The following is a 26,771-nucleotide window of genomic DNA, read 5'->3' as shown; positions in this document are numbered from 1 at the left end:
TTTTCTATATTAGGTCTAACCCTTAATATACAATAAGACACAAAAAAAGAAAAGAGGTGAATCCCTCTTTTCTCGTATTTCTCACCGTCAAACCTTTATTTTACTCTTCAAAAGTCTCTTTCAGCTTATCCATAAAGCTCTTTTTCTTCTTTTCGCTCTTTTCAGGGCCATCCCCCTTTGCTTCAGCAGGACGGTTGCCGCAAGCTTCATCAAATCTGCGAAGGGCTTCCTTGGCCTCTTCATTCAGGCCTGTAGGAACCTGAACCACCAGGGTAACATAATGATCACCACGTATGTTCTTATTCCGCAGGGAAGGAACTCCTTTGCCTTTCAGGCGGATCCTGGTGTCTGTCTGTGTGCCGGGCTTCACTGTATATACCACATCTCCGTCCACAGTGCTGATCTTCACATCTCCGCCCAATGCTGCCTGAGCATAAGTAATAGGAGCTGTGGAAAAAATATTCATATCCTGTCTCTGGAAAATAGGATGACGAGCCACGTTCACTTCAACAAGAAGATCTCCTCTTGGTCCTCCGTTTACTCCTGGCTCACCCTTCTCACGGATACGGATGCTCTGTCCATTGTCAATACCTGCCGGTACGGACACCTGGATCTTCTTCCTGCTGGAAGTATAACCGGTTCCCCGACAAGCGGAACACTTTTCTTTGATGATCTTTCCAGTTCCATGGCAATCCGGACAGGTCTGTACATTACGCACCATGCCAAACATGGACTGCTGGGTATAGACGATCTGACCTTCCCCGTTACATCTTGGACAGGTAACCGGAGATGTACCCGGTTTGGCTCCTGTGCCGTGGCAGGTAGTGCATTCATCTTTTAATGTGATCTCCAGCTCCTTATCACATCCGAAAACAGCTTCCTCAAATGTAATATTGACTCTTGCACGGAGATTGGCACCCTTTGTAGGCCCATTATTCGGTCTTCTCCTGCTTCCGCCTCCAAACAGATCGCCAAATATGTCCCCGAAAATATCTCCCATGTCTGAACCTGAGAAATCAAATCCGCCAAAGCCACCGGCACCACCGCCGCCGCCATTTTCAAAAGCTGCATGCCCGAACTGATCATACTGTTTTCTTTTCGCAGGATCACTTAGCACGCTGTAGGCTTCTGTGGCTTCTTTAAATTTTGCTTCAGCTTCTTTGTCTCCCGGGTTTACATCCGGATGATACTTCTTGGCTAACTGTCGATATGCTTTTTTCAGTGTTGCATCATCCGCATTCCTGTCAACACCAAGAACCTCGTAGTAATCTCTTTTATCAGCCATAGTCTCTTTTCCCTAATATAATTATTTAGAACCTTAACATCGGCTGCCACTTCTATTTCAAAGCAGCAGCCGTCATAACAGTCACTTTATTTATGCTGCCGTCTGTGCTATTAAAAACAGACAGCTGCTATTTTACACCTCTTTGTAGTCAGCGTCAACTACATCATCACCATATCCGGCTTCATTGCTGCCTGTAGCTCCGCCCTGGGATGCGCCTCCCATATCCGGGCCTGCTCCTGCAGCTCCACCCTGTGGATTCTGTGCCTCATACATCTTTGCAAAAAGCTTCTGAGCACTTTCCATCATCTTCTCCTGTGCAGCTTTGATATCAGCTACCTGAGAATCTGTAACTTCATCAGGATTTGTGCATTTTGCAAGGATATCTTTCAGGGCATTCAGATCAGACTCGACTGCTGCCTTATCATTGGCATCGATCTTATCTCCTGCTTCTTTCAGGGCATTCTCAACCTGGAATACCATGGAATCTGCATTGTTCTTTGTATCGATTGCTTCTTTACGTTTCTTATCCTGTGCCTCAAACTCAGCAGCTTCTTTTACTGCCTTGTCGATATCGGACTCAGACATATTAGATCCTGCTGTAATGGTAATGTGCTGCTCTTTACCTGTACCAAGATCTTTTGCAGATACATTTACGATACCATTGGCATCAATATCAAATGTAACCTCAATCTGCGGAACACCACGACGTGCTGGCGGAATACCATCCAGACGGAACTGTCCAAGGGATTTGTTGTCTTTTGCGAACTGACGCTCACCCTGTACTACGTTAATGTCTACGGCAGTCTGATTATCTGCTGCTGTAGAGAAGATCTGGCTCTTCTTTGTAGGAATGGTTGTATTTCTCTCGATCAGTCTTGTAGCGATACCACCCATTGTCTCGATAGAAAGTGACAGCGGAGTAACATCCAGAAGAAGGATATCACCTGCGCCAGCCTCTCCTGCAAGCTTACCACCCTGTACGGAAGCACCAAGTGCAACACACTCATCCGGGTTAAGAGATTTGCTTGGCTCCTTGCCAGTCAGCTGACGAACCTTATCCTGAACAGCAGGGATACGTGTAGATCCACCAACCAGAAGTACCTGACCAAGCTCAGATGCTGTAAGACCTGCATCTGAAAGTGCACGGCGAACCGGCTCAGCAGTCTTCTCAACCAGATCATGTGTCAGTTCATCGAATTTAGCTCTTGTAAGGTTCATGTCGAAATGCTTCGGACCTTCTGCTGTAGCTGTAATGAACGGCAGGTTGATATTGGTTGTTGTTGCAGAAGAAAGCTCTTTCTTTGCTTTCTCAGCTGCTTCTTTCAGTCTCTGAAGTGCCATTTTATCGTTGCTTAAATCAACACCCTCGTTCTTCTTGAACTCGGAAAGCATATAATCTGTGATTCTCTGGTCGAAGTCATCACCACCAAGACGGTTATTACCTGCTGTGGAAAGAACCTCGATAACACCATCGCCGATCTCAATGATAGAAACATCAAATGTACCACCGCCAAGGTCATATACCATGATCTTCTGCTCTTTTTCATTATCAAGACCATAAGCAAGAGCTGCTGCTGTAGGCTCGTTGATAATACGTTTTACATCAAGACCTGCGATCTTACCTGCATCCTTGGTAGCCTGACGCTGTGCATCATTGAAATATGCTGGAACTGTGATCACAGCCTCTGTTACAGGCTCACCTAAGTATCCTTCTGCATCTTTTTTCAGCTTCTGAAGGATCATAGCGGAAATCTCCTGTGGAGAATATTTCTTGCCATCAATATTTACACGATAATCTGTACCCATCTCTCTCTTAATGGAAGAGATTGTCTTTTCTGCATTTGTTACAGCCTGACGTTTTGCAGGCTCACCTACCAGACGCTCACCTGTCTTTGTAAATGCAACAACAGACGGTGTTGTTCTGGATCCTTCTGTATTTGCAATAACGGTAGGTTTTCCACCTTCCATAACTGCTACACAACTGTTTGTAGTACCTAAATCAATACCAATAATCTTACTCATGATAATTCCCTCCTGATTAATTTGCAACTTTAACCATACTGTGTCTTACAACAAAATCTTTATAGGTATATCCCTTCTGGAATACTTCTACTACTTCATTAGCACCTGCATTTTCATCCTCTACATGCATCACTGCATTATGGAGGTTCGGATCAAACTCTTTGCCTTTGGCCTCGATCTCCTTAACACCCATCTCATCAAGAGCGGTCATCAACTGTTTGTAGATCATCTTCATGCCATCTGCAAAAGCATCTCCCTCTGGAGCCTGTGCAAGTCCTCTTTCAAAATTATCCACAACAGGCAGGATCTTTTCAACAATATCTCTTGCTCCGATCACATACATGCTGGCCTTTTCTTTTTCCGTTCTTTTACGGAAATTATCAAACTCAGCCATGTTTCTCTTTAAACGATCGGTAAGCTCTTCCACCTGCTGTTCAAATTTATCTTTTTTCTTTTTTCCGAAGAAAGAAGTCTTTGTCTTTTCTTCCGGTTTGGCATCTTTTGTTTCTGGCTCTTCTGATGCTTCAGCCTCTGGAACTTCTTTTTCCTCTTCTTTGGAAGATTCTTTCTCTGTATCCTCAGCCTCAGCTGCTGTCTCTTCTTCGCTGCCGTCAGTCACCGGAATCTCAACGGTTTCTTCTGTAGCTTCGGTTTCTTTCTTTATATCTGACACGCTGTCAACCGCCTTTCTATGTTTTCTTATTTACTGCTTCATCAAGATGAACCTTAAGCTTCTTCAAGCTGTCCACAACATTCTCATAATCCATACGCTTAGGTCCGATGATACCGATGGTTCCATGCATCCCATTGCCCAACTCATAAGAAGCAGTCACAACACTGCAATCCTTCATGGTCTGAATGGGAACCTCATCACCGATGTACACCTGAACACCTGTGCTTTCCTGATCACCCATGCTCTCACGAACCATATCTGCCAATTCCTTCTTATCCTCGAAAGTGGAGATCAACTCGCTTGCTCTGGACTTGTCAGCCAGCTCCGGATATTTAAAAATATTGGTGGTTCCTGATGTATATACTTCCAAATCTTCCTCATCCACCTGAATGGTGGCTGCCACTGCGTCTAACACGGTAGCTACCACACCGCTGTGGGTTCCTGCCTGCTCCTTCAGTCTGGCGATCATACCAAGATTGATATCCTGGATAGGAACTCCGTTCAGGTTGGTATTCAGAAGAAGGTTTAATTTCAGAATAGTCTGGTCATCCATCTCTTCGTCCAGATCAATGATCTGATTGCGGATCACATTGCCTTCACAAACAACAACTGCGATCAGCTGGTGCTCACTGACTCTGGAAAGCTGAACGAATTTCAATCGGCTTCCGCTGTACTGTGGAACCGTGATCATAGTGGCATAATTAGTATTGGCTGCCAAAACCTTGGCAACCTTCTTTAATACTTTATCCATCTTATCCGTGTTCTCTATCATCATCTCACGGATCTCTGCGATCTCTGATTCCTTTTCCCTGGTCAGTTCATCTACATAGAGACGATAGCCTTTGTCAGATGGAATCCTTCCTGCAGATGTATGAGGCTGTACGATATATCCCATATCGGTCAGGTCTGACATCTCATTCCGGATGGTTGCTGAACTTACATTCAGATCTGGATATTTGGAAATTGTCCTGGAACCTACCGGCTCACCTGTTTCCATGTATGTTTTGATGATTGCTTTCAGTATTTTCTTTTTGCGCTCATCTAATACGTCATCCATGAATGTTTGCTCCTTTCTCCATCTGTTTCTGTTAGCACTCAACATAATGGAGTGCTAACATCTATGGTCTTAAGATACACCTGTTGTAAAAGTTTGTCAATATTTTTTACAAAATATTTGTGTGAAAATTTGGTGATGATTTTTCCTGATTGAGAAATGATTGTAAACGGCTTATAATATAGTTACACAATATAAAAAAAGGAAAACACTACAATGGATTATAAAAAACATCTGACCTATTTTACAGGACTAGCTATCGGGCTTCTGACTCTTTTACTGGCTTTATTTCTTTTTCCTGCTGTTCCATGCTCAGCCGGCACTGCTTCTGTCACCTGGCGCGTTACCCAGTACGGCGATGACCATGCCGGAAAGCAGTCCATGCTCTATACCATCAAGGGCAGTAACGGCAAACTGATCGTAGTAGATGGTGGCTGGACAGATCAGGAGGTCTTTGTCCGTAAGACCATCCAAAGTCTGGGCAGCAAAGTTGATCTGTGGATCATCACTCACCCGCATCCGGATCATGCCGGTGCTTTTATCAAAATCTTTTCTTCTCCAGGAGATATCCAGATTCGAAAAGTGATCGCTCCTAAGATCAATGACAGTCGCTACCGTAAATTTAAACACAGCTGGGATGAATATCCTGTGTTTCAGCAGTTTATGAAATTAATGTGCGGCACCTCCAAAATCCACTGGAAAGGAGCTGGTGACAGCTTCCGTTTTTCCGGACTGAAATTTCAGTTTTTCAACGGTTACAGCAACACCCTTACCAATACCACCAAAGACATCTGCAATGGTTCCTCCCTGGTATTTAAAGTATCCGGCAGGAAAACCAGCATGCTGTTCACAGGAGATATTCTCACAAAGGTAGGCAGACGGCTGATCAGTACATATAAGAAGCAACTAAAATCCACCTTTCTGCAGGCGCCGCACCACGGCAATAATACAGGTCGTTATTCCTTCTATAAATATATCGGTGCTGATATCACTTTTGTGGATGCCCCTGCTTTTCTCCGGACTTATCCTGCAGTAGCCCGGAATCTTCAAAATATAAAAGCACTTGGCGGACAGGTATATACCTACAACAGTTCCAGGCGAAGCGTTATCATTCACTGAAAATTGCAGGAAGATTTGGGATTTCCTGTAAGATCACAAAATGACCGGTCAGATGTGTTTACACCTGCCGGTCATTTTCATAAGTTTTTTTATAAGATTTTCCACTTCTTTCAGATTCAGGAAGATTAAATCCCCTGGAATGGTATTCCCTGCTGTACCGCTGACATTTCCAAAACGCAGCTGCGTTCCTTACATAAAACCCATATAGCACACCGGATAGCTTAATTCCATAAATCTCAAGAGATTCATCCCTCCTTACATAGGTTTATTATCTATTTTATCTGTGGTTTTCCTTTCGGTAAACGCAGTCTCTTTTGAATTTCTTTCACTCTGGTTACTTGTGATTGAAATACTGATGAAGATTGCAACCTACTCTGTAGTTGCAGTAGAAATAATCAGTATTATCCCTATACTTTCAAAAGTATTTCTGCTATAATCGGGAAACAAAGTACAGCGCAGACGGTAACGTCCACCCATAAATAGATTCTGACAAAGAGGTGTTTTCATGGATCATTTCAAATTACATTCCGAATACAAACCTACCGGCGATCAGCCACAGGCCATTGAGGAACTGGTCAAGGGCTTCAAAGAAGGTAACCAGTTTGAAACCCTGCTGGGTGTTACCGGCTCAGGTAAGACCTTTACCATGGCCAATGTGATCACACAGCTGAATAAGCCTACCCTTGTCCTTGCCCACAATAAAACACTGGCAGCACAGCTGTATGGTGAGTTTAAGGAGTTCTTCCCTGAGAACGCAGTGGAATATTTTGTTTCCTATTATGACTATTATCAGCCGGAAGCTTATGTTCCCTCCTCTGATACGTATATTGCCAAGGATTCAGCCATCAATGATGAGATCGACAAGCTTCGTCTTTCCGCTACTGCTGCCATGTCCGAAAGGCGTGATGTGATCATTGTATCTTCTGTTTCCTGTATTTACGGCCTGGGTTCTCCTCAGGAATTCCAGGACATGATGATCTCTCTTCGGCCTGGCATGACCAAAGACCGGGATGAAGTGATCCGGGAACTGATCGATATCCAGTACACCAGGAATGAAATGGATTTTCACCGCAGTACCTTCCGGGTACGTGGAGATACTCTGGAGATCTTCCCTGCCAACTACTCTGACAGTGCGATCCGTGTAGAGTTTTTCGGTGATGAGATCGACCGGATCACAGAGATTGATGTGCTTACCGGCGAGATCAAATGTGAGGTTTCCCATGCAGGGATTTTTCCGGCTTCTCATTATGTAGTACCAATGGAGCAGATCCAGCGTGCAGCCAAGGCGATCGAAGAAGAACTGGAAGAACGCGTTACTTACTTTAAAAGCGAAGACAAGCTTCTGGAAGCCCAGCGTATTTCCGAACGAACCAATTTTGATATAGAAATGATGAAAGAAACCGGCTTCTGCTCCGGCATTGAGAATTATTCCAGGCACCTGGCAGGTCTTGCTCCTGGTCAGCCCCCCTACACCCTTCTGGATTATTTCGGAGATGATTTTCTTCTGATCATAGATGAGTCCCATAAAACGGTTCCTCAGATCGGTGCCATGTATGCCGGTGATCAAAACCGTAAGCAGACCCTGGTGGACTACGGTTTCCGCCTTCCCTCTGCAAAGGACAACCGACCTTTAAGCTTTGATGAATTTGAGCAGAAGCTGGATCAGGTTCTGTTTGTATCTGCTACTCCTGGTGAATACGAAGCAGATCATGAACTTCTTCGTGCAGAACAGATCATCCGTCCTACCGGCCTTCTGGATCCGGAAGTAGAGGTACGTCCTGTAGAAGGCCAGATCGATGACCTGATCGGAGAAGTGAATAAAGAGGTAGATAAGAAGCATAAGATCCTGATCACAACCCTGACCAAACGGATGGCAGAGGATCTTACCCAGTATATGAAGGATGTGGGAATCCGTGTACGTTATCTCCACTCAGATATCGATACCCTGGAGCGTGCACAGATCATCCGGGATATGCGTCTGGATGTGTTTGATGTACTGATAGGTATCAACCTGCTTCGAGAAGGCCTTGACATCCCGGAGATCACCCTTGTAGCGATCCTGGATGCAGACAAGGAAGGCTTCCTCCGTTCTGAAACCTCCCTGATACAGACCATTGGCCGTGCTGCACGTAACAGTGAAGGCCATGTGATCATGTATGCAGATACCATGACCGATTCCATGCGTCAGGCCATTGATGAGACCAGACGACGCCGTCAGTTACAGGATGCCTATAATCAGGAACATGGTATTACGCCAACCACTATCAAAAAGGCCGTCCGTGATCTGATCGCAGTATCCAAGGCAGTAGCAGAAACAGAAGTAAAGCTTGCCAAGGATCCAGAATCAATGAACAAGAAAGAGCTTACCAAACTGATCTCTCAGGTAGAAAAACAGATGCGCGCTGCTGCAGCTGATCTTAACTTTGAACAGGCCGCACAGCTACGCGATAAGATGATCGAATTGAAAAAAAGCCTTGCCGAGCTTGAAGGGAATTGATAAGATTCCCAGCCCGGCAGGGCTTTTCCTATAAGACTTTGTGATTCATTTTTGACTTTCTGATCTATTTCACTGTTCGTTTTTTCTTCTGTTACATTGTCTTTTCAGCTTCTAACTTAATCTCATGATAAAGTTCTGAAAAGCTCTTTTTATTTTTTCGTGCCAGTTCTGCCACGCTATCACTCTCCGGATAGCAATAGCATTCATCTTCCCAGGTGCAGAATTTCACTCTTGCTGTCCCATAAGATGTGCTTACATTCCTGATCTCCCGAATCATTTTGGAACGGTTTACCGGATAATATCGGATCCCTATGGCTGTGGTATGGACAAAGACCAGTTTTTCCATATTTTTCCGATCCTGTATTTTGCAAAGGATACTCAGCTTGTAGGCGGGACGATTCTTCTTCATATAAATCGGTTGATACCAGACATCCAGTGCTCCTGCCTGCAACAGTTCTTCCATAGCAAAACCAAGTGTTTCTCCTGTACAGTCGTCCAGATTACTTTCCAGTACCATCACCTGATCCTGCTCTTTTCCAGCTGGGGCTTCTCTGGTTTCGCCAGTTTCTACCAGACTGTTCGGATTCTTATTCTCCTCAGGTACTTGGATCCACATGGCGCGAAGAATCCCTGCAATCCCGTAATCTCGCTTGCCGCCACCCATACCCATTCTTTTGATGGTAAACTGCTCCGGCAAAGTATCCCTGGTCCTGATCGCAGCTGCAATCGCCGCACCGGTAGGCGTTACCAGTTCTCCCTGTACATGAGTAATATGAAGCGGCAGCTGATACGCCTGAGCAATGGCTGATGTTGCAGGAACAGGAATGGGAAGAAGGCCATGCTGGCAGCGGATCTGTCCCTGTCCTTCATTTACAATCGGAATAACCACTTCCCGTACCTGAAGATCATCCAGACATATCGCAGCTGCTGCAATATCAATAATAGAATCCACTGCACCCACTTCATGAAAATGTACCTGATCCACCGGCTTTCCATGCACACTTCCTTCTGCCTCTGCCAGGATCCTGAAAATCTTAAGCGCCAGTTCCAGTGCATAAGGAGTCATATTTCCAGCCTGAAGAATCCGGGTGATCTCCTGAAGATTTCGTCCATGATGTCCGTTTTTATGGACACTGTCATGATGAACATGCTCTTCATGGCTGTGTCCGTGAAGATACTCCATATCGTGGTCATAATTATCATGCTCAAGGATCACATTAAAATCGCAAACCCTTAAACCGGATTTGGTCACATTTGAAATCTCTGCTTTCCAGCCGTCCAAAGGCAGGCTTTCCAGAGTTTTTACCAGACGCTCCGGATCAGCCCCAAGATCCAGAAGAGCTGCTACTGTCATATCTCCGCTGATTCCACTGGAACAATCCAGATAAATCATTTTTTCCTGTTTCTGCATATATAAATACTCCCTGTTTTCTCTTCGTTCGTAACTGTTATGTGTTTTTCATCGTTTTTTATCCACACCGCCTTATTATAAAGCAAAAACCTGCTTCTCTCAACCAAAAAAAGAAAAGCCGTTGCTTTATAACAACAGCTTTTCCATACTTTTAGTCCCTGATGGGACTTGTTACGTTTTTAAGCCATTCCCGCTCTTCTTCCGGCAAAAAGGCTTTAATCTTCTCATATACCATTTCGTGATACTGATCCAGCCATTTCTTTTCTTCACAATCCAGGTATTCCATTTTCACAGCGGAAAGATCAATCGGACAAAGAGTCAGTGTTTCAAAATGCAAAAGTCCATCCTGGGAATCCTTCACACACAAAATCAGATTCTCTATACGTATCCCATGGCTTCCTTCTACGTAAACTCCTGGCTCATCAGAAGTGATCATCCCCTCCTGAAAAACTGTTTTCAGATGATCTGGCAATCTCCAGTGAATAAAATTAGGCGGCTCATGTACATTCAGAAGTGCGCCTACTCCATGTCCGGTACCATGATTAAAGTCCAGTCCATGCTCAAGCAGCGGCCCTCTTGCCAGATAATCCAACATCTGCCCATTTGTACCCTGATGGAATCTGGCCTTTGCCAGATCGATCATACCCTTTAATACCAGCGTATAATGAAACTTCTGTTCCTCCGTTACGGTTCCCATTACAACCGTTCTTGTAATATCTGTTGTACCAGCTCTGTACTGCCCGCCTGCGTCTACAAGATAAAAGCCTTCTTTTTTGATTTCTGTATCTGTTTCTCTTGTGGAAATATAATGGCACATAGCTGCATTTTTGCCATAAGCAGAAATCGTTTCAAAGCTGGGCTCCAGATAACCCTTCTGCCCTCTTCTAAGCGTTTCCAGATGATCCGCAGCCTCCATCTCCGTTACATGTACTGTTTCCGGAATGTGCTTCAACCAGTACATATATCTGGTCATTGCCACCCCATCCCGCAGATGAGCACTTCGTACCTGTTTTATCTCCTGCAGATTCTTCACAGCCTTCATGAGAACCGAAGGATCCGTTGTTTCTTTTTTGGTCACATGTTCCGGCAGGCAATGATACAGTTCATCACTTACCTTTTCCGGATCCATTAATAGCGTACATTCCGGAAGCTTCTCTAAGACCTGAACGATATCACCATAGTCCCTTACAAAGATTCTGTCTTTTTCCAGTACATCTCTTTGTGCCTCATTAAGTACCCCACTTTGTGCAAATAAAACTGCACCGTCCAGGGTAATAATGGTATAGGCCTGAATTACCGGGCTGCAGGCTATATCCATTCCACGAAGATTATAAATCCATGCAATATCATCCAGCGAAGTAACCAGATGTACATCCGCTCCCTGTTTCACCATTTCTTCCCGGACACGTTCCAGCTTATCTGCCCTGCTTTCTCCTGCCTCATCCATTGTAAGGAACCAGGCCGGTGTTTTTTCCATTGCCGGCCGATTCTCCCACGCTTCATCCACAATATCTCTGGAGCTGCTGATATTGATCTTATTTTCTTTTAAAACAGATCGGAGTTTTTTCCCTTCTGATGCACTGAGCACCCTGCCGTCAAATCCGGCAGTTTCTCCAGATTTTAATTCCTGTGCCAAAAACTCCTCTAAAAGCGGCACATTCGGCTGTCCGCTTTTAAACAAATGAACCTCCGTACCTGCCAGCTGCTTTTCAGCCTGTACAAAGTATCGTCCATCCACCCATAGCCATGCTCCCTTTTGTGTTACTGTCACAGTGCCAACGCTTCCTGTAAAACCGGTAAGGTATTTTCTGACTTTGAAATGTTCTCCAATATATTCAGAACCATGAAAATCATTGGTAGGTGCGATCCATGCATCTATCCCATATTTTTTCATTACATTTCTGAAATTTTCCAACCGTTCCCTGATTACCTCTGACATTGTTCTTACTCTAATCCGTACTTTGCAGCAGCCTCATCAATGGCTTTTCTGCACTTCTGGACTCCGGCCTTGATTCCATCCGGATCCTTAAAGATTGCAGAAGAAAGGATGATCACATCTGGATTGCATGCGATCAACGGATCCATATTATCATGACGAAGGCCGCCATCAATAGCAAGCTCACAGCGTGGATTCTTCTCATCGATCAGCTTTCTTGCCCTCTGAACCAAATCTACAGCAGATTTTCTCCATCCCCAGTTATCCTGTCCATCTGTGTCGTCTACACCATGGGTTACGATCTGAAGACGGTCAATATCATTAATAGACTCATCAACAAAGCAAAGAGGTGTATAGCATCCTACGGTAAGACCGATCTTCATGCCAAACTCGCGGCAATAATTGATCAGGTAAGCGAGTGGTGCTCCAATAAAATGCTCAGCTGGTACGATCAGCATCGTGCAGCCAGCCTTTGCCAGCTTTTCAACAAACAGACGGTCACACTCGATGGTATAGATATGGCATTCAATATGCTTATCTGTTACTTCCCGAAGTCCTGAAATGATCTGTGGGCCTCCCATAAGCTGCATATTTTTCAGGTCATACATATCTGCTGCATCTGAATGGATATAATCAACTCCGCCGTCAATAGCCTCCAGAACTCTGTCTGCGATCCTTGCGTAACTTACATGTGCCAGTCCTGCTGCGATTTTAATGTGTTTCATAATGTTTTCCTCCTTCTTATCCTAAATAATTATTTTTCATATACAACCCTGCCATCAATCAATGTGCAGATGCATGCTGCATCAAGATTCTTTACAGGATTCTTATCAAACACTGCAATATCTCCGTCTTTGCCCGGTTCAATGGATCCTATTCTGTCCTCCAGGCCAATAGCCTGTGCTGCGTGAAGGGTAACTGCTCTTAAAGCCCCTTCCTCACTCATGCCTTTTCTGTGGCAGATTCCTGCACATACGATCAGATTCTCCTCATGCATTCCCGGAAGATCTGTCATAATAGCAACCTTTACTCCTGCCCGCTCCAGGATTCCTGCTGAAGCTTCATCCTGATGGATCGTTTCGTTTTTGTGCGGAAATCCGGTAAATGGTCCAAGAATAGCAATTCTGTTTTTGGCTGCAAACTCTTCTGGGATCAAATGCCCCTCTGAACAGTGCTCAATGGTCATCTTAAGGTCAAACTCTTCTGCAATACGAATAGCAGTCATGATATCATCTGCCCTGTGTGCATGAGCCTTTACCAGAAGTTCTCCCTTTATCACAGGAACAAGGGCTTCCAGCTTCATATTGAAAGCTGGCATCTTATCCGGATCCCCTGCTGCCCGTTCCTTTTTGTCTGCATATTCCTTTGCCTTAAAAAGTGCTTCCCGGATCAGTGCGGCCACACCCATTCTTGTGGATGGAGTACGTTTACTGCCATATATATTTTTTGGATTTTCCCCAAAAGCCATTTTCATGGCAAGAGGCTCTTTGATCACCATCTGCTCCATAGTACGTCCCTTGGTTTTCATTGCAAGGAACTGTCCACCAATTGGATTGGCACTGCCAGGGCCTGTAGCTACACAGGTAACTCCTGCTTCATAAGCTTTTTTAAACTCCGGATCCAGCGGATAAATCCCATCCAATCCTCGCATTTCAGGAGTGATTGGATCATTCTCCTCATTTCCATCCACACCTGCATTACCGATCCCGGATCCAAAAACACCGATGTGGCAATGTGCATCAATGATACCAGGCATAACAAAGCCGCCATGTGCATCAATCACTCTGCAGTTTTCTGGCTGGTCAACCGTATGTCCTACCTTTAGGATCTTTCCATTTTCCAGCAGTATACAGCCATTTTCAATGGTTCCTTCTGCAGACATGGTAACAATGGTACCGTTCTTTATAAGAACTGTTTCACTCACCGCTTCCACCTCCCTGTATTCTTGCAGATAACTGCTCCATCTGGGCAATCGCTTTCTCTGAAAGCGTTCGGATCACCCCGTCCTCAAACGGAACCTGCAGACCTGCTTTATGAAGAGTATCTGTAAAACCATACTTTCCACTGTATCTAAGGATATCCATGTAACAGTTCCAGCCCTTTTCCCTGTTTTCTTCACAGAGGAAATGCACCTGCATTGCACAGGTCTGTGCCAGTACATAATCAATATAGTAAAATGGCCATTTATAAATATGAGTCTGTCTCTGCCAGAACCTGCCTTCTGAAAGAAAACTCTGGTTATCGTAATGTCTGAAAGGCATATACTCATGTTCCAGCTTTTTCCATAAATCAAGTCTCTGATTTGGTGTCATCTCCGGATGGTCATATACAGTTTCCTGGAATTCATCAACTGCACAGCCATAAGGTATAAAGGAAAGAGCCCCTTTCAGATGCTGATATTTATATCTGTCGATCTGTGCTTCCGGCATGGTTTCATTCAGGTAAGGCCACACAAGAAATTCCATACTCATGGAATGGATCTCTGCAAGATCACTGCTGCAGTTCTCTGTAAACCTAAATGGCTCTCCACGCTTTAGATAAGAATGGAAACCATGTCCTGTTTCATGGGCAAAGGTTTTTAATGCACCAAACGTGCTGTTATAGGTTTCAAAAATAAATGGCATATTATACCGGCCTACCAAATTAGAATAAGCACCATTGATCTTCCCTGGACGGACTGCAAGATCATAAAACTCCCCTCTTGTCAGATCGTCATAAAATACAGCTGTTTCTTTGGACATAGAACCATAAATCTTCTTAAATGCCCCTACCACATTGTCTGTTATATCGTACTTTTCACCTGGGAAACTGAAATCCTCATCATAATGATAAAGCGTTTCCACACCCAGTCGTTTCCTTTGTTCTTCAAAAAGCTGTGTCACTACCGGAACAAGCTGCTCTTTTACTGCATTTCTAAAGGCCGCAACTTCCTTCTTTCCATAGCTGGTTCTTCCCATGGAACAATAGCCAATTTGAGTATAACTGTCTTTTCCAAGCTTTCCGGCAATCTTTGCACGAATCTTGACAAGACCGTCATAAACCTGATCCAGTTCCTGTGCAATTCCCATCCAGCTTTCTTCCCATATTTTATAAAACCTAGATCTTTCTTCCCTGTTTTCACTTGATCCCATTTTGGCAAGACTTACAAGCGGCACTTCACCTTCTGCTGTTTTTGCCTTAAGTGTAGCTGTAAGCTCTGAATATCTGGCAGACAGTCTGTTTTCTTCTCTTAGATCCTCCAGAATCTCTTCTGAAAAACACTGCTCCTTCAGTCCTGCTTTTTTGAATGCTTCTTCGCCTGTAAAATAAGAAAGCTGTTCTTTAAAAGGAGTCTTTTCCATAGCACTGCTAAGGCGGCTTTCCAATGCTTCATATTCTGGACGGATCTTATCACACCAGGCAGCTTCTTCTTTATAAAAAGCATCTGTTACATCCATAGTATTACGAATCTCAACGATGGTTGCCATTGTCTGGTATTTCACCATCAGTGTATCAAGATCCAGCATTGCATCATAAGCTTCTTCCATAGTTTTTGCATTGGAAAAGCGTTCCAGTTCTTCTTCAAAGTGTCGTTTATAGGACACCATATCCAATCTGTAAAATGGAATATCTTTAAATTTAATCATAATTTTTCTCCATAGCTTTCAGTCATGATCTGAAGGAGTGTTTCCTTCGGTGCAAATGGAAGAACATTAAATACAAAATTTCCTTTCATTTCCTCAAACTGCTCTTTGGTCACTCCCAAATTGGAAAGTGTATTGTAAAGTCCGATTTCTTTCAAAAAGCCTTCAATCTGTGCCGGAAGGTGGGATGCAGCCTCCTCATCAGAAACCTGTGCAAGAGCAGGATCAAAAAGCCTTGCCACATCTGCACATTTTTCCGGTGTTTTTGTGATCTGGAATCTGATAAATGCAGGATACAGACATGCCAGACACTGTCCATGTGCGATTCTTGGTGTTACCCCTCCGATCACCTCACTTAATGGATGCGGAATGGTTGCAGAAGCATTGCTCAGGGAAATCCCGGAAAATGCAGCTGCTCTTGACATAGACTCCCTGTATTCCATATTGGAAGTATCCTTTACCAGCTTGGGCAGCACCTGTATAATAGTTCGCATAGCTTCCTTCCCAAGAAGCATGGTATAAGGAGATGCCAGTTCTCTTACATAGCTTTCAAAAGAATGAGTAAATGCGTCAAATCCTGTAATCGCAGTTGGATAAGGCGGCAATGTACGACAAAGCTCCGGGTCAATGATGGCAACCCGTGGGAAAACTGCCTGATGGTACACACATTCTTTATCATTGTTTTCCTGGTCAGAAATGATCATTGCCTGGGTAAGTTCGCTTCCGGTTCCTGCAGTTGTTGGTACGGCGATCACCGGCAGTACACTTTTTCCCGGAAGTTCATATACAGCAGAAGGGCTGGAATATTTTGAAAATACTTCTTTCCAGTGGATTTCTCCTGCATCATGGAACAATGCCACAGATTTAGCTGTATCCATGGAACTGCCTCCTCCTACAGCCAGTATTACCTGCAATTTTTCTTTATTTACAATCTCAATTGCCTTTGCAATTCCCCGAATATCCGGATTTGGAACAACTTCATCAAAATGTACGTAACGGATTCCTGCTTTCTCCAGGATCTTTTTTACCCTGTCATATAAAGGTCTCAATACATCTTCCTTATTTGTGGTAGTGACAAGCAGACAACTGTCGCCGTAGGATGCAACGATCTCTCCTGCCTTTTCAAGCTTTCCTGCACCAAAATCAATTCTGGTGGGCTGGTAAAACATAAAATCTGCCATTTAAGTGTTCCTCCTTTAATATGATTTTCAATACCATTACAGTTATGATTTAATCCAGATTCACTTTCTTTCCATCCATATAAAGAGCTGTCAATTCATCTACATAATCGATCTTTTCCAGTGGATTACCTTTCAGGCACACAAAGCTTACTTTTTTTCCTGCTTCCAGAGATCCAAGTTCTGGAAGATCCAGAAGCTCTGCCCCGCCTCTGGTTGCAGCATCCAAAGCAGCCTTCGGAGTAAGGCCTGCCATAACCATCAGCACCATTTCATGGGCTGCTGCTTCATATGGATTAAAGGGACAGCCTGCATCTGTTCCCATTGCGATCTTAACTCCTTTTTCCCAGCATCTTTTCAGAACATCTCTGTGACGCTGCAGAACTTCTTTGCTCTTCTTGTGGTCAGGATTATCCGGTTCAAGGCGGATTCCCTCATTTACTGCATAATATGGAGCGCATAAGGTGGGGACAAGGAAGGTTCCCTGTGCACTCATCTTATCCATAATATCCTCAGTCATAAATACGCCATGCTCAATAGAGTCTACGCCTGCGTCTACGCATCTGCGAATAGCTGTATTTCCATGGGCATGTACTCCCACTTTTCTACCCCAGTTATGAGCAGTTTCAATTCCTGTTTGAATCTCTTCCCAGGTAAGCTCACATGGTCCCGGCTCAGGTCCTGGTGAATTAACGCCTCCAGATACCATCAGTTTCACCACATCAGCACCATCCTTGACCACCTGCCGGACTGCTCCACGCATCTGATCCGGATCATCTACTTCATAACTGATCTCATAACCGTGTCCGCCTCTTGCACACACTGCATAACCACAGGCAAGTATCTTAGGCCCAACGATCAGTCCACGATTGATAGCATCACGAATGCCCAACGCATAACCTTTATATGAACCCAGATCTCTGCAGGCAACCACACCTGCTTTCAGCAGCTGTTTCGCATGGGCTGCTCCCTCACATACTACATTGGCGATCTCACGGTTTTCATTTGCATAATCTCCGCCTCCGTGGCTGGTGCTTCCAAGAAAATGCACATGACAGTCAATAAATCCTGGAACAACATATGCATCCTTCAGATCGATCACCTGATCTGCCTCTGTCTGGTCTGTTTCCTCTCTTTTTTTCACCCAGAGGATCTGCTCCCCTTCGGTCAGCATTGCAAAATCTTCAATCACTGTTCCTGCTGCATCTGCTGTGTACAGCCATTTTCCTAAGTATAATGTTCTCATTTTTCACCGCCTCCAAATCCGGTATTTAATCCATCTGTTCCAGGCAGTACAAATCTGCCTTTTTCAATAAAAGCAACTTTGCTGCCGTCCTTTTTTATGCCTCTTAAATACTCCACCTGATGATAGGGAAGTGTTATATCTACATGGTTTTCAAAATACACATCTTCTTTTTTCTCCCGGTCCTTTGTCACTTCATTTTCCCTGCACACCATTTCTTTATGGTCATACATATTGTAAATCGGTGCATCCTCAGATCTTGCAAAGCACGGATCTCCGATTGCAATGTGAGGTCCCATTTTCTCGTAGATCAGGATCGGCATTCTGCCTCCCAGCTGATATCTATGGGCAATAGAATACGCCTTTGTGTTGCTTCCGATTGCAAATTCACCCATAGTTACCTGCTGATAAGGATACAAAAGCCGGTTCATCACATACTCTTTTCCTTCTTTACAGGTAGCATCCACAACCCATCCATCCTTAAAGGTAAGCCGAAGATCATGATAAAAGATACCTTTCAGACAGATTTCTTCCACATGATAAAGTCCCGTTGTCCCAGTCAGCCTAGGAGTTGTAAAAACCTCTCCATAAGGAATATTCAGATCTCCGCCGCAATTCAGAAATTTTGTCTCTTTTTCCGGATCCTTCACAGGCCAAAGGCTGATCTTAATGTCTGTTTCATTTCCATTACAGCCTTTGATCTCCACAGTCTCACAGGTATCAAGCCCATCGATCAGTACCTGCTGAAGAAGTTCAAAAGGCTCAGATACTTCTGCATTCATCCGGAAAAAGTCATCAAAAATCTGTTCAAACCGTTCTCCCACCAGCATATTTGGAAAAGCCACCTTGCAGAAAGAAATCTCAGAGGGGCGGATCCACTGTGCTTCAAAATCACGTTTTTTCTGTGAAAGTTTTGTAAGCCACTCTTTATTTTCTTCTGAAAGAAAAGCATTTTCATTACCTGTATCTACTACTGGCTCCATACCAAACTGATCAATGCCGATCATTCCGCAGGTATCCTTAAGTTCTTTCTCATATAAATACATAGCAGCTTTATAAGCTTCCCACTCAGCATGAAATAGTTCTTCGTCCATTACATCCCCATGCTCAAGCAAAAGATCTTTCTGCCCCTGGCTTGCATACAATATATGAGGTTCTGTGATCACAGGAGTAAGGCCTTTTTCCTTTAATGCTTTTACCACTTCCTTTGCCAGAGCTTCCTGACCGATCTGATAAAAGAACCTTACTCTTTTTCTGTCTTTTCGATCCCTGCTCTGACTGATAAAGCCATGAAGGAATGCATTTGCAACGGTATTTCCCATTGCCTGCAGTTTTTCTTTTTCAAGGCCAAACCAGAACTTCATCATTTGCCGGTCAGTATCTGTAACCGGCAGTCCGTATTCTTCCATCCAGTCTGTACTTTCAGGCGTTGCTTTTTCCAGAATCATTTCGTAAGGATTTTCTTCTCCGATACGTATCAGGCTTTTTACAAAATCCTGTGCACGGCTTACAGCAGTTTCCAGAAGTTTACGTTTCCACTGCTCTTTTTCTGCAACCTGTGCTTTACCTTGTTCCTTCATCATGCCCTCCTTGGTTACATTCCCTGTTTTTTCAATTTCTCTTTGTAATATTTACTGTGAAGAAACAGCCATGTAAGGATCACAGAAGCCACCCATCCGCTGGGCACTGCCAGCCATACGCCCATTTCTCCCCAGAAGCTTTTCAGAATATATGCAAGAGGAAGCCTTGCTCCCCAATTTCCAACAAGAGTGATAGCCATTGGTACTGCCGTATTTCCTGTTCCCTGGATAAAACCATGAAGAACTACCCAATAGGAAGCCATGAAATATGCAATACTTAAAACCCGGATATAGCTTTCTGACATTTTTGCCACTGCAAGATCACTACAGAAAAGTGATGGTATTGCTTTTCCTGTTCCCCAGAATAAAAGCACCAGGAACAGACTGTAACCATAAGCCCACATCAAACTGAAGCGTTTGCCCTTTCTCACACGATCCGGTTTATCTGCTCCCAGATTCTGACTTGTAAAAATACATAAGGACTGTCCGATGCCTGAGATAGGTATATTTGCAAATGAATCAATCTTTGACCCTACCGTATAAGCTGTAACCACCTGCGTTCCCAGTGAATTTACTGCTATCTGCAGCACGATCATACCGATGCTGTTGGCGCATTGCTGCACAGAGCAGGGAATTCCGTATATAAAGCCCTGCTTGATAGCAGTAAGGCTTATTTTCAAATGAAATGGATTATACCTGATCATTCCTTTTTTCGTATTTGTATAAATAAGACAGCAGATAAAGGCTATGGTCTGAGACAAAACTGTGGCAATCGCTGCGCCTTTCACGCCCATACCCAGTCCCCCTACAAAAGTCAGATCCAGTCCAATATTCAGTACTGCTGAAATCAGTAAAAGAACCAGTGGAACAATTGCATTTCCACTACTGCGGATCAGTCCGCTTAATGTATTGTAGCCTGCAACACCCACAAGCCCAAGAAAATAATATTTCAGATAGAGAACTGCTTCATCCAATATCTCTGCCGGTGTACCGATCAAAGAAAGTAAAAATCTGGAACCCCAAAAACCGATCAACATTGTTATAACTGCAATCACCAAAATCGTTGTAAGCATGGAATCCAGAGTGATCTTCTGTCCCTTTGCATCCTTCTCACCAATCTTTCTGGCCAGGATGATCTCGGTTCCTGCCCCAAGGCCGATCATCAGTGCAACTAAAAGGGTAATGATTGGTGTACTGGCACCTACTGCTGCCAAAGAGTTCCCGCCTGCTACACGCCCTACGATCACTGCATCTGCAGCACTATACAGCTGCTGCAGAATGTTACTTACAAGAATGGGAAGGGTAAATAATGCCAGTCTTCTTTTAACCGGCCCTTCCGTCAGCAAACCAGTCATTCTTTTTCATCCTTTCCCTTATAAAAACTTACGGGAGGGATTGCAAAATCAGCAATCCCTCCCGCGGGACTAACTTACTTTATGGAATCCTCCATATATGCAGACCCTGCAATCTTTATTTTGTGATTGAAACATATTTGAAATCAAATTCATAACCATAAGTAAAGATTTCAAGACCCTGTACATTGCCTTTAATTGCCCAGTGGTTCAGAGCGTATACCTGAGGAATGTAGATAAAGTTATCAAGTACCATTTTCTCAATATCCATCCAAGTCTGGATTCTTTCATCACCAACCTGTGTATGAGCCTTCTCAACTAATGCCTTGAACTCATCATTGTCCCACTTACCTTCATCATAGATAAACTGCATGAAGCCCTGAGGATCACGATAGTCAGAATCCTGGCCGCCGCCGATTACACAGTCAAATGTTCCCTCTGTAAGCATTGGAAGGATTACGTTGAAATCAAGAACGCTTACAGGCATCTCGATACCAAGGTTTGTTTTCCACATATTCTGGATAGCCTGAGCCTGAACTTTGCCGCTTTCCAGACACTGAATGGAGAATCCATCCTGCATATCTTCTTTGGTCTTGCCGATTTCTTCAAGACCCTGATCCAGAAGCTGCTGTGCTCTTTCGATCTCGGACTGATCAGATGCATCTTTTACGATTGGGCCGGCCTGCTCACGGAAATCTCCGCCATCAAGTCCCTTTACTCCATAAGGAACAAGACCATAAGCTGCCAGATCTGCATTGTGCATTACCTGCTGTGCAAATACTTTACGATTGAAGGCGATGGATAATGCTTCACGGATATTCTTATTTGCAAGATATTCATTTGTGTTCGGATTGAACTCAATGAATGTATTTCTCAGAAGCTTGTTGTCAACGATATTCTCGTCTGCATACTGATCAAGAAGCTCGTCACTGACTTTCAGAACACTCAGCTCATCATTCTGATACATACCCTGAAGAGTATTGGCATCAGAAGTAATTGTGATCTCGATCTTATCAAGCTTCACATTGTCTGCATCCCAGTAATTCTCGTTCTTTTCCAGTGTCATGGAATTCTCATGTGTCCAGTCTGTTACAACAAACGGTCCGTCTGCAACGATCTTGTCCACATCTGTTCCATAGGTATCTTTATACTCTTCTGCTGCTGCCTTCTGAACAGGCGCAAAGCTTGCAGATGTTAAAAGGTCGATAAAGTAATCACATGGTTCACCTGTTGTGATCTCCAGTGTGCTGTCATCTACCGCTTTTACTCCAAGATCATCTTCTGTTGCTTCCCCATTGTAATACTTCTCAGCATCTTTGATGATGAAGTATTTGTAAGCAATAGCTGATTTCAGTTCTGGATCAAGCTCACGCAGGAAGCTGGCAACAACATCGTCCATTGTTACATCTGTACCGTCAGCCCATTTTACACCATCACGAAGTGTAAGGGTATGTACGGTATAGTCATCATTGTGCTGATAATCCGTCATCAGGGCTGGTTCCCATCCCTGCTCATCATTTGTCTTTCTCAGCATTGGCTCATGAACAGCTGCCACTAAATTACCAGCTGCACCAGAGTTATTTACCCACGGATCAAGTGTTGCAGGCTCATTGTTAAGGGAAAAATAAAACACCTGCTCATCTGCCAGTTCAGCATCTTCTGCATACACTGCTGTAGATGCTCCGATCGTTCCTACACCAAGCATTGCAGCCAACATAAGACTCATACCTTTTGATACACGTTTGTTCATTTCTTTACCTCCTTTTATTAAAACTTACCCGTTTATTAAGTGACAGGCCACTTTATGACCTGGACCACACTCTTTAAGTACCGGTGGCTGCTCAAAGCATACCGGTTTTGCATATGCACATCTTGTACAGAATTTACATCCCTTAGGTGAATTGATGGGGCTTGGAATCTCCCCTTCCAGCTTGATCCTGCTTCTCCCTTTTTCAATCTTGGGATTGGCCACCGGGATTGCGGAAAACAGTGCCTTTGTATAAGGATGCTGCGGATTCTCATACAGTTCCTTATTGGTTGCATACTCCATAATGCTTCCCAGATACATAACTGCTACAGTATCAGAAATATAACGTACCATAGACAGGTCATGGGCAATAAAAATATAGGATAATCCTTTATCCTGCTGCAGCTTCAGAAGAAGATTCATAACCTGGGCCTGAATGGAAACATCTAAAGCACTGATAGGCTCATCACAAATGATCAGTTCCGGTGACATAGACAAGGCCCTGGCAATTCCGATACGCTGTCTCTGCCCTCCTGAGAATTCATGAGGAAAACGGTTTGCATGTTCTTCATTTAGTCCTACCGTTTCCAGAAGCTCGATCACTCGGTCTCTTTTCTCCTCTGCACTCATATGAATGGCATGATTCAGACCCCAGCCCTCAGAAATCAGCTGAGAAACTGTCATACGTGGACTTAAGCAGGCATATGGGTCCTGGAAGATCATCTGAATGCTTCTTGCCAGATCCTGCCGGAACCTTTTAGTGCTTTTTCCACTGATATCCTTTCCATTCAAAGTGATTTTTCCTTCTGTAGGCTCATAAATACGGATCAATGTCCGTCCAAGAGTGGATTTACCACATCCGGACTCCCCTACAAGTCCTAATGTTTTTCCCCTCTCAACTTCAATGCTGACGCCATCTACGGCCTTTACCACTTTACGTCCTTTTATTTTGAAATATTTTTTCAGATCTTCTGCTTTTAAGATTACATCACTCATGCTTCGCTACCTCCCGTTCTGTAATGGGATTGACTGTCCTAACTGCTTTCTTATGGTACAGCCAGCAGGAAGCATAATGATTTTCACCCTGCTGTGAATATGCCGGAGGATACATGGTTGAACATACCTTCATAGCATACGGACATCTGGCTGCAAAAGGACATCCAGCCGGAGGATTAAACAGATCCGGCGGTGTACCAAGGATCGGATGCAGCGGTTCCCTGTTGCTGGTATCTTCCGGAGGAATAGACTGAAGGACACCCCAGGTATACGGATGTGCAGGATGCTCGAAAATATCTTCTGCATGTCCGTATTCCACGATCTTTCCTGCATACATAACTGCAATATCGTCTGCAATATTAGCAACAACTCCCAGGTCATGAGTGATCATGATCACGGAAGTATCGTACTGTTTCTGGATATCCTTGATCAGATCCAAAATCTGCGCCTGTATGGTAACATCCAATGCAGTGGTAGGCTCATCCGCAATCAGAAGCTTAGGATTCACTGCCATTGCCAATGCGATCATAGCACGCTGTCTCATACCACCTGAAAACTCATGGGGATACTGCTTGAATCTCTGCTCCGGACTTGGGATCCCGGCCATTGCCAGAGTATCCAGTGCGATCTTCTTTGCTTCTTCTTTTGTTTTATTTCCGTATTTCAGAATACCTTCCACGATCTGTTTTCCAATAGTCATGGTAGGATTCAGACTTGTCATAGGATCCTGAAAAATCATGCGGATCTCCTGAGCTCTGATTTTCTGCATTTCTTTTTCTTTTAATTTTGCCAGATCTTTACCATCAAACCAAATCTCTCCCTTTTTCAGAAGTCCCTTTGGCTTTGACGGATTCAGACCGATAATGGATTTAGCAGTTACAGATTTACCGCAACCGGACTCTCCCACTATACCAAGACTTTTGCCTTTCTCCAGTGAAAAGCTAACGCCTCTTACAGCCTGTACTTCTCCTGCATAAGTTTTGAAAGAGAAAGTAAGGTCTGTTACATCCAACAAGGTTTTTTCATTTCGGTTCCCCATGTTTGTTTCCTCCTTACTGTCTCATTCTCGGGTCAAGGGCATCTCGTAAGCCGTCACCCATCAGGTTAAAGCAAAGCATTGTAATACAGATCAAAAGTGACGGGAATAAAAGCTGGTATGGATAGCTAAGCAGCTTATTGGCTCCGTCGCTTGCAAGTACACCCCAGCTGGCTGTTGGAAGCGGAACTCCCAGTCCGATATAGCTGAGGAATGCCTCTGAAAAGATAGCACTTGGAATAACATTGGCCATACTGATAATGATTGGACTCATAGCATTAGGAAGAAGATGCTTCAAAATAATATGAAGGCTTCCTGCACCCATAGTCCTGCTGGCCATAACAAACTCTGATTCTTTTAATGAAAAAACCTGACCTCTGAAAAGCCTGGCCATGCCGATCCATCCGGTAACTGCAATAGCCAGAATAATAGGAAATACCCCTGGCTTCATGATCAGGATCAGAAGAACTACCCACAACATCTGCGGAATCGATGCGATCAATTCACAGAAACGCATCATAAGATTATCTGCCACACCGCCAAAATACCCTGCAATACCTCCGTAAAGGATACCAATGGTTCCATTAAGAACCGCAACGATAAAGGCGATCATAAGGCTGACTCTTGCGCCTTCCCAGCAACGTACAAAAATATCTCTGCCCAGCTCATCTGTGCCGAACCAATGCTCTGCTGACGGCCCCTGATTGATAGCAAACCAATCCTGCTGGTCATAGGTATATTTGCTGACCATAGGCTGAACAATCGCCATTCCAATGATCAGTATCAGAACCACAGCAGATACCATAGCAACTTTATTTCCTTTGAATCTTCTCCATGCATCACTCCAGTATGTAAGGGAAGGTCTGGACATTTTATCCGCATTCACATGAGCGGAGTCATCTTTTTCAAAAAGGCTGTCTTCCAGATTCTGCAGCTCCATTTCTTTTGTTTCCATGTACTCCCCTCCTATCCTGCGATTCTGATACGCGGGTCAACAAGACCATACACAATATCTACTATGAAATAACAGACAACAGATATAAAAGAAAAGATGATCGTCAGACCCATGATCATCGTGTAATCTGAGTTCTGGATCGCAGTGATCATTGACTGTCCAATACCTGGTACGTTGAAAATCTTCTCAATTACAAAGTTACCTGTAAGCACACCTGCACACATTGGTCCAAGAGATGTTACAAGCGGCAAGAATGAGTTACGAAGCATATGCTTTCTTACGATCTCATTCTGATTTAAGCCCTTGCTCTTAGCTGTGTAGATGTAATCCTGTCCCATAGTATCCAGCATACTGGTTCTCAGCATTCTGGCATAATAAGCAATGTTGGTAAAAGCTGCTGCCCCAATGGGAAGGACTGCGTATTGCCATCCTTTCCACCCCTGTATAGGGAACATCTTCCATTCTACTGCAAAATATCTCTGGATCAGGGATCCAAAAACAAAGTTGGGAATGGAAACTCCCAGGATTGCAAGTATGATAACAAAATAATCAACAAAACCTTTATTCTTTAATGCAGCCACAGCACCAAGCACGGAACCGATCAGACATCCGATCAGTACACCGCCAAATCCGATGATGGCAGAAACCGGCATACCGGATGTAACATTACCCACAACAGTCTGGCTCTTATATTTCATGGATACACCGAAATCTCCGTGAAGAAGATTCTTCATATAGATCAGATACTGTTCAAACAACGGTTTATTCAATCCATACTGTTCATAAAGAGCTTCCTTTACACTGTCTGGTGTCTCCCTGGTAATCTCAAAGGGCTGTCCAGGTACTGCATGCATCAGAAAGAATGTTACTGTTGCTACCAGAAACAGCGTAATGAGCATTGACACAAAACGCTTTGCCACATATTTTGCCATTTGCATCCCCTCCATTGATAAATGATATGTAATAATATATTCTCAACCGCTCAGGTAGAGTTGAACAATTTGTATACTCTTTTTAGACAATTTAAAATATATTTTGTAGATTATGCATAGAGTATAACCAAC

At 43.9% G+C, this 26,771-nt stretch carries 20 protein-coding genes; 2 read left to right on the top strand and 18 right to left on the bottom strand.

What is annotated here, in order from left to right; genetic code table 11:
* Window positions 1-100 precede the first annotated feature (100 nt).
* The 4 genes from dnaJ to hrcA all read right to left on the bottom strand — a co-directional run bounded on the left by dnaJ (window position 101) and on the right by hrcA (window position 5,037).
* On the bottom strand, window positions 101-1,285 hold the full coding sequence (gene dnaJ, locus G5B11_RS04425) for a molecular chaperone DnaJ (RefSeq protein WP_173727014.1): 1,185 nt from the start codon (window positions 1,283-1,285) through the stop codon (window positions 101-103).
* Between the two features lie 132 nt (window positions 1,286-1,417).
* Window positions 1,418-3,307 carry a molecular chaperone DnaK gene (gene dnaK, locus G5B11_RS04420; protein WP_158421080.1) on the bottom strand — a complete coding sequence of 630 codons (1,890 nt, stop codon included), beginning with the start codon at window positions 3,305-3,307 and terminating at the stop codon, window positions 1,418-1,420.
* A gap of 16 nt (window positions 3,308-3,323) precedes the next feature.
* The gene (gene grpE / locus G5B11_RS04415) at window positions 3,324-3,980 is read right to left on the bottom strand and encodes a nucleotide exchange factor GrpE (RefSeq protein WP_173727013.1); all 657 of its coding nucleotides are present in this window, start codon (window positions 3,978-3,980) and stop codon (window positions 3,324-3,326) included.
* Window positions 3,981-3,996: 16 nt separating this feature from the next.
* The gene (gene hrcA / locus G5B11_RS04410; RefSeq protein ID WP_173727012.1) at window positions 3,997-5,037 is read right to left on the bottom strand and encodes a heat-inducible transcriptional repressor HrcA; all 1,041 of its coding nucleotides are present in this window, start codon (window positions 5,035-5,037) and stop codon (window positions 3,997-3,999) included.
* 213 nt (window positions 5,038-5,250) lie between these two features.
* Here hrcA and G5B11_RS04405 point away from each other — a divergent pair, with 213 nt between their 5' ends.
* Both G5B11_RS04405 and uvrB read left to right on the top strand, forming a co-directional pair.
* Complete coding sequence (locus G5B11_RS04405) at window positions 5,251-6,153, top strand: ComEC/Rec2 family competence protein (protein ID WP_173727011.1); 903 nt, start codon at window positions 5,251-5,253, stop codon at window positions 6,151-6,153.
* Between the two features lie 505 nt (window positions 6,154-6,658).
* Window positions 6,659-8,650, top strand: a complete 1,992-nt coding sequence (gene uvrB, locus G5B11_RS04400; protein WP_173727010.1) for an excinuclease ABC subunit UvrB — start codon at window positions 6,659-6,661, stop codon at window positions 8,648-8,650.
* A 91-nt stretch (window positions 8,651-8,741) separates the two neighbouring features.
* On the opposite strand, the gene larC is transcribed toward uvrB, so the two are convergent.
* From larC to G5B11_RS04330, 14 genes are all read right to left on the bottom strand, one after another.
* Entirely contained in the window at window positions 8,742-10,061 is a 1,320-nt protein-coding gene (gene larC / locus G5B11_RS04395) for a nickel pincer cofactor biosynthesis protein LarC (protein ID WP_173727009.1), read from the bottom strand.
* Between the two features lie 151 nt (window positions 10,062-10,212).
* Window positions 10,213-12,000, bottom strand: coding sequence for an aminopeptidase P family protein (locus tag G5B11_RS04390; protein ID WP_173727008.1), 1,788 nt, complete (start codon window positions 11,998-12,000; stop codon window positions 10,213-10,215).
* 5 nt (window positions 12,001-12,005) lie between these two features.
* Window positions 12,006-12,722 carry a ribulose-phosphate 3-epimerase gene (locus tag G5B11_RS04385; RefSeq protein ID WP_173727007.1) on the bottom strand — a complete coding sequence of 239 codons (717 nt, stop codon included), beginning with the start codon at window positions 12,720-12,722 and terminating at the stop codon, window positions 12,006-12,008.
* 29 nt (window positions 12,723-12,751) lie between these two features.
* Window positions 12,752-13,921, bottom strand: a complete 1,170-nt coding sequence (locus G5B11_RS04380) for an amidohydrolase (RefSeq protein ID WP_330603068.1) — start codon at window positions 13,919-13,921, stop codon at window positions 12,752-12,754.
* The gene (locus G5B11_RS04375) at window positions 13,914-15,623 is read right to left on the bottom strand and encodes a M3 family oligoendopeptidase (RefSeq protein ID WP_173727006.1); all 1,710 of its coding nucleotides are present in this window, start codon (window positions 15,621-15,623) and stop codon (window positions 13,914-13,916) included. Before G5B11_RS04375 ends, G5B11_RS04380 begins: the two co-directional genes overlap by 8 nt.
* Window positions 15,620-16,801: an iron-containing alcohol dehydrogenase gene (locus tag G5B11_RS04370; RefSeq protein ID WP_173727005.1), complete on the bottom strand. Its 1,182-nt coding sequence runs from the start codon at window positions 16,799-16,801 to the stop codon at window positions 15,620-15,622. Before G5B11_RS04370 ends, G5B11_RS04375 begins: the two co-directional genes overlap by 4 nt.
* Before the next feature lie 49 nt (window positions 16,802-16,850).
* Entirely contained in the window at window positions 16,851-18,044 is a 1,194-nt protein-coding gene (locus G5B11_RS04365) for a metal-dependent hydrolase family protein (RefSeq protein WP_173727004.1), read from the bottom strand.
* Window positions 18,041-19,624: an aminopeptidase gene (locus G5B11_RS04360; RefSeq protein ID WP_173727003.1), complete on the bottom strand. Its 1,584-nt coding sequence runs from the start codon at window positions 19,622-19,624 to the stop codon at window positions 18,041-18,043. Before G5B11_RS04360 ends, G5B11_RS04365 begins: the two co-directional genes overlap by 4 nt.
* A gap of 11 nt (window positions 19,625-19,635) precedes the next feature.
* The gene (locus G5B11_RS04355; RefSeq protein ID WP_173727002.1) at window positions 19,636-20,976 is read right to left on the bottom strand and encodes an MATE family efflux transporter; all 1,341 of its coding nucleotides are present in this window, start codon (window positions 20,974-20,976) and stop codon (window positions 19,636-19,638) included.
* A gap of 115 nt (window positions 20,977-21,091) precedes the next feature.
* Window positions 21,092-22,723, bottom strand: a complete 1,632-nt coding sequence (locus G5B11_RS04350; protein ID WP_158421067.1) for a peptide ABC transporter substrate-binding protein — start codon at window positions 22,721-22,723, stop codon at window positions 21,092-21,094.
* 24 nt (window positions 22,724-22,747) lie between these two features.
* A complete protein-coding gene (locus G5B11_RS04345; protein WP_158421066.1) occupies window positions 22,748-23,716 on the bottom strand; it encodes an ABC transporter ATP-binding protein in 969 nt (322 codons plus the stop codon).
* Window positions 23,709-24,755 carry an ABC transporter ATP-binding protein gene (locus G5B11_RS04340; RefSeq protein ID WP_173727001.1) on the bottom strand — a complete coding sequence of 349 codons (1,047 nt, stop codon included), beginning with the start codon at window positions 24,753-24,755 and terminating at the stop codon, window positions 23,709-23,711. The genes G5B11_RS04345 and G5B11_RS04340 overlap by 8 nt, the downstream gene beginning before the upstream one ends.
* A 13-nt stretch (window positions 24,756-24,768) precedes the next feature.
* Window positions 24,769-25,707, bottom strand: a complete 939-nt coding sequence (locus G5B11_RS04335; RefSeq protein ID WP_274603231.1) for an ABC transporter permease — start codon at window positions 25,705-25,707, stop codon at window positions 24,769-24,771.
* An 11-nt stretch (window positions 25,708-25,718) separates the two neighbouring features.
* Entirely contained in the window at window positions 25,719-26,639 is a 921-nt protein-coding gene (locus tag G5B11_RS04330; RefSeq protein ID WP_158421064.1) for an ABC transporter permease, read from the bottom strand.
* Window positions 26,640-26,771 lie beyond the last annotated feature (132 nt).

This window comes from Blautia glucerasea, from assembly GCF_013304385.1.
GTDB classification, from domain to species: Bacteria; Bacillota; Clostridia; order Lachnospirales; family Lachnospiraceae; genus Blautia_A; species Blautia_A ammoniilytica.
The sequence above is the reverse complement of the archived record's forward strand: the minus strand, read 5'-3'. Positions and strand labels throughout refer to the sequence as shown.

Excerpts from the sequence above, each read along its gene's own strand:
- G5B11_RS04345 (WP_158421066.1), bottom strand. The coding sequence starts at position 23,716 with ATGAGTGATGTAATCTTAAAAGCAGAAGATCTGAAAAAATATTTCAAA.
- G5B11_RS04375 (WP_173727006.1), bottom strand. The coding sequence starts at position 15,623 with ATGATTAAATTTAAAGATATTCCATTTTACAGATTGGATATGGTGTCC.
- G5B11_RS04360 (WP_173727003.1), bottom strand. The coding sequence starts at position 19,624 with ATGATGAAGGAACAAGGTAAAGCACAGGTTGCAGAAAAAGAGCAGTGG.
- G5B11_RS04365 (WP_173727004.1), bottom strand. The coding sequence starts at position 18,044 with ATGAGAACATTATACTTAGGAAAATGGCTGTACACAGCAGATGCAGCA.
- G5B11_RS04385 (WP_173727007.1), bottom strand. The coding sequence starts at position 12,722 with ATGAAACACATTAAAATCGCAGCAGGACTGGCACATGTAAGTTACGCA.
- G5B11_RS04355 (WP_173727002.1), bottom strand. The coding sequence starts at position 20,976 with ATGACTGGTTTGCTGACGGAAGGGCCGGTTAAAAGAAGACTGGCATTA.
- G5B11_RS04340 (WP_173727001.1), bottom strand. The coding sequence starts at position 24,755 with ATGGGGAACCGAAATGAAAAAACCTTGTTGGATGTAACAGACCTTACT.
- G5B11_RS04350 (WP_158421067.1), bottom strand. The coding sequence starts at position 22,723 with ATGAACAAACGTGTATCAAAAGGTATGAGTCTTATGTTGGCTGCAATG.
- G5B11_RS04390 (WP_173727008.1), bottom strand. The coding sequence starts at position 12,000 with ATGTCAGAGGTAATCAGGGAACGGTTGGAAAATTTCAGAAATGTAATG.
- G5B11_RS04330 (WP_158421064.1), bottom strand. The coding sequence starts at position 26,639 with ATGGCAAAATATGTGGCAAAGCGTTTTGTGTCAATGCTCATTACGCTG.
- dnaK (WP_158421080.1), bottom strand. The coding sequence starts at position 3,307 with ATGAGTAAGATTATTGGTATTGATTTAGGTACTACAAACAGTTGTGTA.
- G5B11_RS04405 (WP_173727011.1), top strand. The coding sequence starts at position 5,251 with ATGGATTATAAAAAACATCTGACCTATTTTACAGGACTAGCTATCGGG.
- G5B11_RS04370 (WP_173727005.1), bottom strand. The coding sequence starts at position 16,801 with ATGGCAGATTTTATGTTTTACCAGCCCACCAGAATTGATTTTGGTGCA.
- dnaJ (WP_173727014.1), bottom strand. The coding sequence starts at position 1,285 with ATGGCTGATAAAAGAGATTACTACGAGGTTCTTGGTGTTGACAGGAAT.
- uvrB (WP_173727010.1), top strand. The coding sequence starts at position 6,659 with ATGGATCATTTCAAATTACATTCCGAATACAAACCTACCGGCGATCAG.
- hrcA (WP_173727012.1), bottom strand. The coding sequence starts at position 5,037 with ATGGATGACGTATTAGATGAGCGCAAAAAGAAAATACTGAAAGCAATC.
- G5B11_RS04335 (WP_274603231.1), bottom strand. The coding sequence starts at position 25,707 with ATGGAAACAAAAGAAATGGAGCTGCAGAATCTGGAAGACAGCCTTTTT.
- larC (WP_173727009.1), bottom strand. The coding sequence starts at position 10,061 with ATGCAGAAACAGGAAAAAATGATTTATCTGGATTGTTCCAGTGGAATC.